At 54.3% G+C, this 12,498-nt stretch carries 10 protein-coding genes; 2 read left to right on the top strand and 8 right to left on the bottom strand.

Annotated features, from left to right (window positions below; all coding sequences use genetic code 11):
- Window positions 1-45 precede the first annotated feature (45 nt).
- The 3 genes from CHH28_RS12540 to CHH28_RS12530 all read right to left on the bottom strand — a co-directional run bounded on the left by CHH28_RS12540 (window position 46) and on the right by CHH28_RS12530 (window position 3,454).
- Window positions 46-1,356 (bottom strand): sodium ion-translocating decarboxylase subunit beta, encoded by a 1,311-nt coding sequence (locus CHH28_RS12540; RefSeq protein WP_094060630.1) that lies wholly within the window; start codon window positions 1,354-1,356, stop codon window positions 46-48.
- Between the two features lie 14 nt (window positions 1,357-1,370).
- Complete coding sequence (oadA, locus tag CHH28_RS12535; RefSeq protein ID WP_094060629.1) at window positions 1,371-3,146, bottom strand: sodium-extruding oxaloacetate decarboxylase subunit alpha; 1,776 nt, start codon at window positions 3,144-3,146, stop codon at window positions 1,371-1,373.
- A gap of 62 nt (window positions 3,147-3,208) precedes the next feature.
- A complete protein-coding gene (locus CHH28_RS12530) occupies window positions 3,209-3,454 on the bottom strand; it encodes an OadG family protein (protein WP_094060628.1) in 246 nt (81 codons plus the stop codon).
- 328 nt (window positions 3,455-3,782) lie between these two features.
- On the opposite strand from CHH28_RS12530, the gene CHH28_RS12525 reads away from it, so the two are divergent.
- Entirely contained in the window at window positions 3,783-4,844 is a 1,062-nt protein-coding gene (locus CHH28_RS12525; protein WP_094060627.1) for a tRNA dihydrouridine synthase, read from the top strand.
- Here the strand turns inward: CHH28_RS12525 and CHH28_RS12520 are convergent.
- Complete coding sequence (locus tag CHH28_RS12520; RefSeq protein ID WP_199243901.1) at window positions 4,841-6,835, bottom strand: methyl-accepting chemotaxis protein; 1,995 nt, start codon at window positions 6,833-6,835, stop codon at window positions 4,841-4,843. The two genes, CHH28_RS12525 and CHH28_RS12520, sit on opposite strands and share 4 nt — an antisense overlap.
- A 234-nt stretch (window positions 6,836-7,069) precedes the next feature.
- On the opposite strand from CHH28_RS12520, the gene CHH28_RS12515 reads away from it, so the two are divergent.
- A complete protein-coding gene (locus CHH28_RS12515; RefSeq protein ID WP_094060625.1) occupies window positions 7,070-7,381 on the top strand; it encodes a hypothetical protein in 312 nt (103 codons plus the stop codon).
- On the opposite strand, the gene rsgA is transcribed toward CHH28_RS12515, so the two are convergent.
- The 4 genes from rsgA to CHH28_RS12495 form a co-directional block, all read right to left on the bottom strand.
- A complete protein-coding gene (rsgA, locus tag CHH28_RS12510; RefSeq protein WP_094060624.1) occupies window positions 7,378-8,418 on the bottom strand; it encodes a ribosome small subunit-dependent GTPase A in 1,041 nt (346 codons plus the stop codon). The two genes, CHH28_RS12515 and rsgA, sit on opposite strands and share 4 nt — an antisense overlap.
- 228 nt (window positions 8,419-8,646) lie before the next feature.
- Window positions 8,647-9,813, bottom strand: coding sequence for a nucleotide sugar dehydrogenase (locus tag CHH28_RS12505; RefSeq protein WP_094060623.1), 1,167 nt, complete (start codon window positions 9,811-9,813; stop codon window positions 8,647-8,649).
- A gap of 106 nt (window positions 9,814-9,919) precedes the next feature.
- The gene (gene sbcB, locus CHH28_RS12500; RefSeq protein ID WP_094060622.1) at window positions 9,920-11,377 is read right to left on the bottom strand and encodes an exodeoxyribonuclease I; all 1,458 of its coding nucleotides are present in this window, start codon (window positions 11,375-11,377) and stop codon (window positions 9,920-9,922) included.
- A 14-nt stretch (window positions 11,378-11,391) separates the two neighbouring features.
- Entirely contained in the window at window positions 11,392-12,342 is a 951-nt protein-coding gene (locus CHH28_RS12495; RefSeq protein WP_157729898.1) for an alpha/beta fold hydrolase, read from the bottom strand.
- Window positions 12,343-12,498 lie beyond the last annotated feature (156 nt).

The following is a 12,498-nucleotide window of genomic DNA, read 5'->3' as shown; positions in this document are numbered from 1 at the left end:
ACACAAAAAAGCCGCCCGAAGGCGGCTCAATCAGGCTGGGTGAGATCAGTTAAAGAAACTGATCATCACACCGGCCGCCACTGCCGAACCAATCACACCGGCCACGTTTGGACCCATGGCGTGCATCAGCAGGAAGTTTTGTGAGTTAGCTTCCAGGCCGACCTTGTTAGAAACCCGCGCAGCCATCGGCACCGCCGACACACCGGCTGAGCCAATCAGTGGATTGATGGGGTCTTTGCTGAGCTTGTTCATGACCTTAGCCATGATCACACCCGCCGCTGTGCCCACCATAAAGGCCACCAAGCCCAGGATGATAATGGCCAAAGTGCTGCCATTTAAAAACGCATCCGAGCTCATTTTGTAGCCCACGGACAAGCCGAGGAAGATGGTGACAATGTTGATCAAGGCGTTCTGCGCAGTATCGCTCAGACGCTCCACCACACCGGATTCCTTCATCAGGTTACCGAAGCAGAACATTCCCAGCAGCGGCGCCGCCGAAGGCAGCAGCAAGGCCACCAATACCAGCACCGCAATCGGGAAGACGATTTTCTCGCCCTTACTCACGGTACGCAGCTGATGCATGGCGATCTTGCGCTCTTGCTCACTGGTCAACGCCTTCATAATCGGCGGCTGAATCAGTGGCACCAAGGCCATGTAGGAGTACGCCGCCACCGCGATAGCACCCAACAATTCTGGCGCTAACTTAGAGGCGATAAAGATCGACGTCGGACCATCTGCACCACCGATAATGCCAATGGCTGCGGCTTGCTGAACGGTAAAGTCCATCAGACCTGCGTCGGTCAGCAACACAGCGCCAGCGACGGTACCAAAAATACCGAACTGAGCGGCAGCGCCGAGCAGCAAGGTTTTTGGGTTAGCCAACAAAGGACCGAAGTCCGTCATAGCACCCACGCCCATAAAGATCAGCAAAGGCGCCACACCGCTGGCAATGGTCATGCTGTAGAACACGTACAGCATGCCGCTGTCGAAGCCCACCGCCGAGCCTAAAGCAACGGCTTTTTTATACAATATGCCCTGCACTTCGTAGGCTTCTTTGTAGGCCGCCAGCACTTCGGTCATACCGGAGTTTGCAGCAATACCGAACAGCTCGCTGAACTGCGCCAATACTGCGGCATCGCCTGAGCGAATCGCCGCTTCGGCAGCGGACCAGCCCATGCCTGCGCCAGGAATATTCACCATCAGCGTGCCGACGGCAATCGGCAGCAACAGTAATGGCTCAAAGCCTTTTTTGATAGCCAGGTACAACATACCGAAGGCCACCAACATCATCATTGCCTGCCCTGGCTCAATGTGGGCAATGCCAGTGTCGTTCCAGAGGTTGATCAAGCTTTGCATGAATCAGCCTCCTGTTAAGCCAGCGTGTACAAAGTATCGCCGACTTTAACCGCCGTGCCTTCTGCCGCCGCGACACTGCCAATGGTGCCAGCGCGAGGGGCGCGCACTTCGGTTTCCATTTTCATGGCTTCCAGAATCAGCACCACATCGCCTTCGGCTACTTGCTGGCCCGGCTTCACCAACACCTTCCAGACGTTACCCGCCAGTGGCGCTGGCACAGGGTCGCCGCCGCCAGCAGCGGCTGCAGGTGCGGACGATGCCGCCGGCGCAGAGCCTGCGAAGGACAGAGGTGCACCGTTGACTGGCGCCAGCTCCTTCACATCACCGCCATCGTCCACCTTAACCACGTACTCATTGCCGTCCACAGTCACGGTGAAGGTATCTTCCGCCGCGCCTTTCGGTGCAGGTTCGAACGCTTCTGGGTTACCGCGGTTTTCCAGGAACTTAGGCGCGATTTGCGGAAACAAAGCGTAGGTCAGTGCGTCGTCGATTTTGTCGCTTGCCAGCTTAAAGCCTTTATCGGTGGCCAGTTTTTCAACATCGGCGACGATTTTATTCAGCTCATTTTCCAGCAGGTCCGCAGGGCGACAAGTAATGGCTTCTTTGCCTTCTAGCACCCGCTGCTGCAGCTCTTGATTGTAGGCTGCAGGCGCCGCGCCGTACTCGCCTTTCAAAATGCCTTGAGTTTCTTTCGAAATAGACTTGTAACGCTCACCGGTCAGCACGTTCAGCACGGCTTGTGTACCGACAATTTGCGAGGTAGGAGTCACCAGCGGGATGTAGCCCAAGTCTTCACGAACGCGAGGAATTTCTTGCAATACTTCGTCAAACTTGTCCGACGCACCCTGCTCGCGCAGTTGGTTTTCCATATTGGTGAGCATGCCGCCAGGCACTTGTGCCACCAGAATACGGCTGTCGGTACCGCGCAGCGCACCTTCGAACTTGGCGTATTTTTTCCGCACGTCGCGGAAGTACGCCGCAATTTCCTCTAGTAGCAGTAAGTTGATGCCGGTGTCGCGCTCGGTGCCCGCCAGAGACGCAACGATGGATTCTGTCGCCGTGTGACCGTAGGTCATCGACATAGAAGAAATAGCGGTATCGACACGATCAATGCCAGCTTCGATGGCCTTCAGATTGGTCATGTCGGACAAACCAGAGGTCGCGTGGGCGTGCAGTTGCACTTCCAGATCGGTTTGCGCCTTTAACTTGCTCACCAGCTCAAACGCATCGTAAGGGGTCAATACGCCGGCCATGTCTTTGATCGCAATGGAGTCTGCGCCCATATCTTCGATCTGCTTCGCCAAACTGACCCAAGAGTCCATGGTGTGCACCGGTGAGGTGGTGTAAGACAGCGTGCCTTGTGCATGCTTGCCCTGCGCCTTAACCGCTTTTAACGCCGTTTCTAGGTTGCGAGGGTCATTCATCGCGTCAAATACGCGGAACACATCAACACCGTTGACCGCTGCGCGCTCAACAAATTTTTCCACCACGTCATCGGCGTAGTGGCGATAGCCCAGCAGATTCTGGCCACGCAACAGCATTTGTTGCTGAGTATTCGGCATGGCTTTTTTGAATTCGCGGATGCGATCCCAAGGGTCTTCGCCCAAATAGCGAATGCAGGAGTCAAACGTTGCGCCGCCCCAAGATTCAATAGACCAGTAGCCTACTTGATCCAGCTTTGCAGCAATGGGGAGCATGTCATCAATGCGCATACGCGTGGCCAGAATGGACTGGTGCGCGTCACGTAGGACGACGTCGGTAATACCTAAAGGTTTTTTAGAATCGGTCATGGGTGATGGCCTTTTCTCTTCCGTTTACGTTAATGTCTAACGCTTGTTATCCCAAATCGCGGCTACTTTTGGCGTGCGCGATGTTCTTTTACAGCGGCTGCTAACACTTTCAGCAACTGAGGATCGACACCGGGGGCTGGCGCAGCTGGCGCCGGAGCGGCCACTACTTCAGGTTCTGGTGCGAGTTTATTCACCAACTTGGACATAAAGGTGGTCACGAACACCAGCATTGTCAGAAAGACAAATACCACGCCCATGCCGAACACCATCAGTTCCAAGCCTTGTGACACGAGGCTGGGCTCAGTCATGCAGGCACTCCTTTTATGGATGTATCTGAGCTCACGGAAGGTTGTACTTTAAGAGCGCATCACGCACAGCCAACCAACAACGAGCCGCGCTAGATTACTTAAATAGCTAGACCTAGGCAATAAGATGGCTCGAGCTGATTAGTCGTATTTATTAGCGGTAACCACTGATGGAGATCAATGCAATGCTCTGCAGGCGCGAGCCAGAGCGGCGCCGGGCCGATTTGGACACAAGCACACCGACTGGTAAAGCTACGTACGAATTTTTCTCATGATGGTGCGAAAATCGATCAATCGTTATACTGCGCCGCCTTCTATCTGATCCATTGGTATGACTTTTTCCGGCAGCTTACCCTTCTCGCAGCACACCCACGCCCCCTACATTGCCTTGGCACCGATGGAGGGGCTGATGGACTTTAACCTGCGCGCCATTTTGACGGCTCAGGGCGGCATTGATCATTGCGTGACGGAATTCATTCGTATTACCGACCAACGCCTACCGGAAAGAGTGTTTAAACGCTTTTGCCCGGAGCTGTTGACCGACGGAAAAACCGCCAGCGGCACGCCGGTGCACATTCAGCTTTTGGGCTCTAACCCAGAAATGATGGCCGCCAATGCACAAAAAGCCGCCAAGCTTGGCGCTCCTGCCATCGACTTAAACTTTGGCTGTCCGGCCAAAACTGTGAACAAAAGCCAAGGCGGTGCGGTGTTATTGCAATGGCCAGATAAGTTGCATGCCATCAGTAAGGCCGTGCGTGAAGCGGTGCCCGACCATATTCCCGTCAGCGCCAAAATGCGTTTGGGCTTTACCGACAAAAGCCTGGCATTAGAAAATGCCGACGCCTTAGCCAGCGCTGGCATTCAGTGGCTCACGGTGCATGCGCGCACCAAAACCGAGGGTTACAAACCACCGGCCCACTGGCAATGGATAGACAGAATTCGCCAGCAAATAGCCATTCCGGTATTGGCCAATGGTGAGGTGTGGAATGAAACCGATGCGCGCGATTGCTTAGCGCACAGTGGATGTGACTTGCTGATGATTGGTCGCGGACTGGTGGCCATACCGGATTTAGGCAGGCGCATTAAACACTCATGGTCATCGCAGCAGGGCCCAGATCCACAATTCACCCCGGCCAGTTGGCAGCAACGATTACAGCTGTTGCCCGTGTTAGCGGCGCAGCTCGATCACTTAGCCGACAAAGCACTGACCGACCGTTTAAAGCAATGGCTGCATTATTTTTCGATGCAATCGGATGCCATCGCCACAGTATTTACTGCCGTCAAACGCGAGCGCCAGCGCGAAGCATTCTTTACCGCACTGGCCGGCGCAATTGAAGCGGCAGAACAGCAAAACCAATGGCAGCAGTACAACTATCAGCACAGCGGCTTTTAGCTCACCTTGAATCGCTGTGCACTGTGCGTTAGCGCGCCAGACAGCTCTTTTTGCTCACGCGCGGTTTTGGCCATAAATTGCGTGCTGGCTGTGGTATGGTCGGCAACCTTGTTAATCTTGCGCACCCGATCGCCGACATCGGTGTTGGTCTGCACCTGCTGCTCAGCGGCGGCGGCTATTTGATCAGACATTGCGCGCACACCATCAATGGCAGACAAAATATCGCCCAGCGAGCTGCCGAGTTTTTCCGCGTCCGCAAACGACTGGCCCATGGATTCTTGCGAGTCTTGCATGGTCTGGTAAGCCCGTTCAGCGCTGGTCTGAAAGTCGGTCACTATGGTGCCTATTTCAGTGGTGGAATCGTGAGTCCGCTGCGCCAAGGTTCTGACTTCATCAGCCACCACGGCAAAACCGCGCCCCTGCTCGCCCGCCCTCGCCGCTTCAATGGCGGCATTCAGCGCCAACAAATTGGTCTGCTCAGCAATGCCCTGAATTTCACTCAGCACACTGCCAATGGCGCTGCTGCTTTCATGCAAGCGATGAATCACTTCGGACACTTCGTTCATAACGGTACGCAGCTGGCGGGTATTTTCGGCCGTGGTTTTAACCACTTTATCGCCGTGCGTTGCTGTGGCGACCGCCGAGTCTGTGTGATCAACCAGCGCTTGAATGCTTTGTGCAATATCGCGTGTGGCTTGCTCTAACTGCAATACGCCTGACACCACCTGCTCGGTTTCCTTATTTTGCAGCGCCACCCCCTTGGAACTGAGTGAAATGGTGCAGTGATTTTGAGTGGAAATCAGTTTGAGCTGCTGCGAGGCTTTATCAATGTCTCCAATTAATGTCTCAAAAATGTTCATCATGTGATTAAACGAGTGAGCAGCGTGCCCCAGCTCATCGTCCAATACGACCTCGATGCGCCGTGTGAGATCCAGCTCCTCGCGTACCGAGTGCAGCCCCTGGTGCAACTGATGCACTTGCCTTAACAGGGCACGCGCCAGCCAGAGTGCGAGCACCAGTGCCACACCGGCGCCAACGCTGGTGATGATTAGTCCCAGCAACATATTAGTGTGTGCTGACGACAAATTACGCGCTGCTGAGTCGACCACACTGACCTTAAAGGCATCTTCTAAGCGTTTGAGATAGTTGATCCGCTCCGTCGAGGCACTGAACCACTGCTCAGCTGAGCGGCCGAAGTCACCACTGTTGGCATTTTGGTGTGCAACGGAGCGATAGCTTTCCACTTGCGCCTGTTCAGCCGATTGCAAAAACTCCGCAAAAGCTTGTTGGTGGCTTGGCGCTGCAAATAAGGAATAATTACTAAAGTACGCGTCCTGCTCTGAGACCAAGCGTACAAATTTCTGGTACAAACCGTTGGCGAATTGATCGGCGCCAAAGGCGTTACTTAACACCGCTCGCTCAATTCCCGCCCGCTCTTTGCCTTGTAAGAAATTAAAATAGGCCTGCAGCTGGCGTGATACTTCACCGTCGTCCAGATACTCACTGGCCTGAGCAGAGGTCAACAATAAGGCGCGAATCATACCCGTGTAATAAGCCAGTATTTCTGGCAAAGAGGCCTCTAAACTGTCCACACTGCCTTGGCGCAGGCGAATATTTTTCAGCTCTTTTTCAACCTCGACCAAACTGGCTTGCACCGACGGATAGTGGAAAAAATTGTGGTCATATTGGTACTGTCGCCACTGCTCCAGCGCGGCCATGGTCAGTTGCCGCTGCTGCTGCAAACGCTCGCCGAATTGCTGCCCCCGACTGCCCAAAAAACCAGCCGACATGCCGCGCTCTTTTTGCAGTTCATGCGCCAGCGCACTGTTTACTGCAGACAGCTCCGATAAGCTAACCGCCGTTTCCATTTCACCGACGCGCTCCCATTGATAAAGCAAATCCTTTAACTCGAGCACGATTAACGACGTGATAGGAATGCCGATCAGCAGCAATAATTTGGTTCGCATCCTGAGCGCTAGCAGCCAAGCCATAGCCACCTCCATAGATCCAGTCTGTTTGAGGGTAGCCGAAATTGGCCGACATTCACTCCCTCGCTTTGGCTTGGCCCAGATACGCCAGTTAGCAACGTTTAGTCAGTTGTTACACGAATTACGCTAGAGACATGGACGCAGTGCGTCACTTTGTGACCCATTGCCGCCCTTTGTGCCGCTAGATTTTCTAAAATCCTATGATATTGAAGCTCTTGATCTGCCTTAGGCGCCATCATGTCGAAAAATTTGCAACTGCTCATCACCATGGTACTCAGTACTTTAATCGTACTGGCGCTGGTGCTGCTGCCAATGACACGACTGTCTATTATTAGCCTGCTGCTTGGCCTCACGGCTCTGAGCTGGGTCATTTGGCAGCGCCTCAATCAGCCGCAGGCAAACAATGAACGTGAGTTTAATCAGCAACTGCGTGAAATCGACGTCATGATCGCGTACGGCCAGGTCGAGCGGGCCCGACGTGAGCTGCATTCCCTGCAACGCCGCCACCCGCAAGACCCCGCCATCAACCAACGACTATCGCTGATCTAACGCTTGTTTTGCCCTTGCATAATGCGTTTGCCAGCAACAATGGTTTTCGCGTGGCGCGCAAACTCCCTCGCCGAGGCTCGGCGCTGAGCCAAGCTGGCACTGTTGCGCGCTTCTTCACGCTGCAGCTTAAGGTAGTTTTGCCAGCGCCGCAGCTCCAGCTCACCGGCCTCGATTGCCTCGCGTACAGCACAGCCAGGTTCGCTACCATGCCCGCAGTCAGAGAAGCGACACTGCGCCGCTAGCTGCTCAACGTCAGAAAACGTGCTGCTCAACCCCGCTTGGCATTGCGTCAGTTGCAGCTCGCGCATGCCCGGCGTGTCCATCAACCAAGCACCGCTTGCCAGCGGCAACAGCGATCGACTGGTGGTGGTGTGACGGCCTTTGCTATCGTCGTCGCGAATGCCCGAGGTCAGCTGCCCTGCGCTGTCACTCAGCGCATTGGCAATTGTTGACTTGCCAACACCTGACGAGCCGAGCAGCGCCAGCGTCTGACCGGTAGCGCACCACGCGTGCAACTGTTGTCGCACATCATCTGCATCGAGTGCATTAAAAGCCAGTACCGGCATTGATGTATCCAAGCGTTGCACCTGCGCTACATGCTCGACGATGGCATCACTCTGGTCTGCACGGGTGAGCACCACCACTGGCTGAACACCCGCTTCGTGCACCAGCGCGAGGTAGCGCTCCAAACGATTGAGGTTAAAGTCGTGATTCAGGGCCATCACCAATAACGCAGTATCAACATTGGCGGCGATCAACTGCGTGCGCGAATCCTTTCCTGGGCGACTGCGTTGAAATAGACTTTGGCGCTCTAATAAACGCTCTGGCCGGCCTTGTTGCAGCAACAGCCAGTCACCCACACAAGGCTGCCAATCAGGCACAGCCTGCAGCAGCAACTCACCTTGCTCACCCATCACGCGCCATTGATCACGCTGCTGTCCGATCAAACGTACAGGCTGGGTAATTTCCCACTCATGCAGTGATAGCTGTTGTTGAAAAAACGCTTGCCAACCTAAATTAGCTAAAGAAAAAGTCATATGTACCCCTGACGCATATGCGCCATAGATTTCTATTGCAATAGAAAATTATTGAGGGGCAATCAAAGCCCCGGCGAGCGCCGGGCGACGAGGCTGGTTATTAGCAGCAGGCCCGGCTGGAAGTCATTACAATCATCAAAAATCCTCCAGCCAGTTGAAAAGAAAACGCATAGTAGCAGCGCCCAACGGTGAGCGCCAGCAGTGCGACAACGACGCTCGACCCTTTACTTAATCGTGACCAAACAAATCACGTGTATAGACTTTGTCTTTCACCGCCATCAGATCATCCGACAAGCGGTTGGCCACAATCACATCGGCCACCGACAAAAATTCCTGCAAGTCATTAATGACCCGAGAGTTAAAAAATGACTCGTCATCCAACACAGGCTCGTACACCACCACATCGATGCCTTTGGCCTTGATGCGCTTCATAATGCCCTGCACCGCAGACGCGCGGAAATTGTCCGAGCCGGATTTCATCACCAGCCGATAAATGCCAACCACGTTTGGTTTGCGCGCAATAATGGAGTCGGCGACAAAATCTTTGCGCGTGCGGTTGGCATCAACAATGGCACGCACCATGTTGCTCGGCACGTCCTCAAAATTAGCCAACAACTGCTTGGTGTCTTTTGGCAAACAATAGCCGCCATAGCCAAACGAAGGGTTGTTGTAATGATCACCAATCCTTGGGTCCAGCCCCACGCCTTCAATGATTTGTCGAGTATTTAACCCATGAACCTGTGCGTAGCTGTCGAGCTCGTTAAAATAAGCAACGCGCATGGCCAAATAGGTGTTGGAAAACAGCTTCACCGCTTCTGCTTCGGTCGAGTCAATAAAGAGTTGTGCGACGTCCTTTTTAATCGCTCCTTGCACCAACAGCGCTGCAAACTGGCGCGCGCGCTCGCTGTCCTCACCAACAATGATACGTGATGGGTACAAATTGTCGTACAGCGCCCTACCTTCGCGTAAAAACTCGGGCGAGAAGACAATATTGTCGCACTGGAACTGTTCACGAATGCGGTGGGTAAAGCCCACAGGAACCGTCGATTTAATCACCATTACCGCTGATGGATTAATTCGCATGACGTCTTTAATGACGGTCTCGACACTGGCGGTATTAAAGTAATTGGTCTCAACGTCATAGTCGGTGGGTGTGGCGATCACCACAAACGCCGCACCCCGGTAGGCTGCTTGTGCGTCTAAGGTGGCGGTAAAGTTCAGGTCATCGCGCTGCAAGAAAGCTTCAATTTCCGCATCCACCAAAGGTGAGCGGCGCTGATTCAAGCAGTCAACTTTGCTGGCATCGATATCCAGTGCCACTACCTCATTGTGCTGCGCCAACAACATGGCATTTGAAAGGCCCACATAACCTGTGCCAGCGATCGCTATTTTCATCTGTTTTCACTTATTACGACTGTGATTTTAAAAACCTGCAGACCCATTTCTAGAGCCTGCAGCAATAATTACCTGAATTGAATGAACAGGGTGTGACACACCGAGACTAATCGTCCGCAGGATAAATCGACTCAGCGTAAAACTGCAGCTCCTGCAGCCACAGCAAGCGTTTTTCATCGCCTTGCTCCATTAGCTGCTGAGCAAGTTGCTGCAGCTCCCTGGCAAATTGCTCAAACGTTAAAAGACTGCTGCCTTCGACACCATGTAACAAGCGCTGACGGCGGTACGACTCCCAGCGTTCGCGCTCGTCGCCCTCCAGTGTTTCCGGAAAGTTGCGTGCCCGATAGCGAAACAACAACTCCTCCCCGCGCGGATCGGCAAACGGCGCTGGCCAATCGACCAAATCCCAGCCACTGAGGCGGTGCAAATCCTCCATCGCTTGTTTGTCATTGCGCGAAAAGAAGCCGCCGTACAATTGCCCATCAACATCAGCGGCGTCGGCAAAGCTTTTACTGCTGTACACCTGGTGCAATTTATTGACCAAAGAACCGTGACTTTGCTCCAGCTGCTGTAAACGCGCCAAGTGCGTGCGCAGACGCTCACCACTGATACCCCAATGCTCTGCTCGATCCGGCGTCAGGGTCTTGGCCGGTGCTAACACCGGCGCTTTGTTAATGTGCACTTCTTTTAGCGGCAAGCGCTCAACGCCTTCAGGCAAGTCGCTCTGGCGGGTAAAGATACGCTGGGCGATTTGCTCTGCATCCAGCTCAAACAACGCGGTAGGGTCGTGGTTTAAGTCGAAGGCGATGAATGCGTTTTTATTACTCGGATGCCAGCACAATGGTGCCACCAACGCCATGCAGCCCTGCTCTACCGAGTACATCCCCGAGATATGTACCAGCGGCCGGTGGCGTTGTACATCGACCAAGGCGCCGACTTCGTTCTTAAACCGCAACCCATATAGATAACGGTATAACTTTGGTTGTTTATCTCTCAGCAAACGCGCCAGGGCGATGGTGGCGCGCACATCGGAAACGGCATCGTGTGCCTGACCGTGGTCCAAGCCATTCGCGGCTGTTAGATGTTCCAGCTTAAAACTAGTACGGCCATCATCGTGTTTCGGCCACTCGATGCCTTCAGGGCGCAACGCATAAGCACAGCGCATAGCATCCAAAATATCCCAGCGCGAATTTCCACCCTGCCACTCGCGGGCATACGGGTCGTAAAAGTTGCGGTACAGCGCGTGACGGGTGACCTCATCATCAAAGCGTATGCTGTTGTACCCTGCACTGCAGGTACCGGGCTGCGACAGCATGGCATTGATTTGGGTAATAAACTCACGCTCGCTGACACCACATTGATTGCAGGTTTGCGGTGTAATGCCGGTGATCAACACGGCTTGCGGGTGCGGCAAATAGTCGTCGGACTGTCGGCAGAACAACTCCACCGGCGGCTCGATTTCGTTCAAATCTTCATCCGTGCGAATGGCAGCAAACTGCGCCGGTCGGTCCCATGCGGGATGGGCGCCAAATGTCTCATAGTCGTACCAGACGATGCTATTCACTCAGGTTCCTTACATTATTCTGCGGCGATGCTTGCCGCTTGGATAAACCGATGGGCGTCGGCGGCGCTGCGCGCTGGAATTTCCTCCATCGGCATATGGCCAACCCCGTCATACACAATCACGTCCACGTCCGGCAAATCGGCAGCGAAGCGCTCCATCACCGACAACGGCACCCAATCGTCGAGTGCTCCCCACATTAATAACGTGGGCGTCGTCACCTCGGCCACGCGATCGCCCAGCTGCTCATTGCTGCTTTGTTCTTTCATGGTTCGAAAGACGGCCGTTAGCCCCTGACGGTTACCCGGCCGCAAACTCAAGTCGTGGTAACGACGCACCAGCTCAGCGGTCACTTTGTCGCTATCGCCATAGGCTTCACGCACATTCATACCGACGATAAAACGCGGCATAAACCACTGGCTCATCTCTCCTACTAGCGGCCAAGATGCCAACGACATGATAAACGGCATGTCCTGCGGATAACCGGCAGCGTCGAGCAAAATGAGCTTATCCACCTGCTGCGGATGCGCCAGGGCGTAGTTCCAGCTGATATAACCACCCAGCGAGTTCCCCGCCAGCACGAAGCGCGGCAGCTGCAGCTGCTGAGTAAATTCACGCAGCACCTCAACCATGTAATCGATGTCGTAGCGCTCACGGTCTGGGTCCGGCCCAGTCAAGCCGTGCGCGGGCAAATCGATACGCACCAACCGGTAGTGCGGCGCCAACGCCTGCACCCAGCCGTCCCAGGTATGCAGCGACGACGCCACACCATGCAACATCAGAATCACCGGGCCATCGCGCTTGCCTTCATCGCGATAGTGAATGTTTAACGCGCCGATCGTCAGGTATTGCGAACGCTCATTGCTGTAGCGCTGTTGCAACTCATCTAAAGGTCGATCAGCAATGCCAAGTGAACTGCACCCAGCCAGCAGCAACAGCGCCGCCATCACTAGCCATCTCGTTAACATGGTGATTCTCATTGTTATTGTCGTGGCCGCGCAGATTAGCATATTCACTTCTCTACTTCCCCTTTCCCCCATGGCGGTTAAAATGGGCGCCCGCCTGCATCAGCAGGCAGTATCGCATGACAGCTCCGCACACTCGCCGTGCGGCTAACTATTGGG

Origin of the sequence: Bacterioplanes sanyensis (assembly GCF_002237535.1) — a bacterium.
Lineage (GTDB): Bacteria > Pseudomonadota > Gammaproteobacteria > Pseudomonadales > Oceanobacteraceae > Bacterioplanes > Bacterioplanes sanyensis_A.
The sequence above is the reverse complement of the archived record's forward strand: the minus strand, read 5'-3'. Positions and strand labels throughout refer to the sequence as shown.

What these genes read in the sequence shown, in the direction of transcription:
- CHH28_RS12540 (WP_094060630.1), bottom strand. Translation starts at nt 1,356, where the DNA reads ATGCAAAGCTTGATCAACCTCTGGAACGACACTGGCATTGCCCACATT.
- oadA (WP_094060629.1), bottom strand. Translation starts at nt 3,146, where the DNA reads ATGACCGATTCTAAAAAACCTTTAGGTATTACCGACGTCGTCCTACGT.
- CHH28_RS12530 (WP_094060628.1), bottom strand. Translation starts at nt 3,454, where the DNA reads ATGACTGAGCCCAGCCTCGTGTCACAAGGCTTGGAACTGATGGTGTTC.
- CHH28_RS12525 (WP_094060627.1), top strand. Translation starts at nt 3,783, where the DNA reads ATGACTTTTTCCGGCAGCTTACCCTTCTCGCAGCACACCCACGCCCCC.
- CHH28_RS12520 (WP_199243901.1), bottom strand. Translation starts at nt 6,835, where the DNA reads ATGGCTTGGCTGCTAGCGCTCAGGATGCGAACCAAATTATTGCTGCTG.
- CHH28_RS12515 (WP_094060625.1), top strand. Translation starts at nt 7,070, where the DNA reads ATGTCGAAAAATTTGCAACTGCTCATCACCATGGTACTCAGTACTTTA.
- rsgA (WP_094060624.1), bottom strand. Translation starts at nt 8,418, where the DNA reads ATGACTTTTTCTTTAGCTAATTTAGGTTGGCAAGCGTTTTTTCAACAA.
- CHH28_RS12505 (WP_094060623.1), bottom strand. Translation starts at nt 9,813, where the DNA reads ATGAAAATAGCGATCGCTGGCACAGGTTATGTGGGCCTTTCAAATGCC.
- CHH28_RS12495 (WP_157729898.1), bottom strand. Translation starts at nt 12,342, where the DNA reads ATGTTAACGAGATGGCTAGTGATGGCGGCGCTGTTGCTGCTGGCTGGG.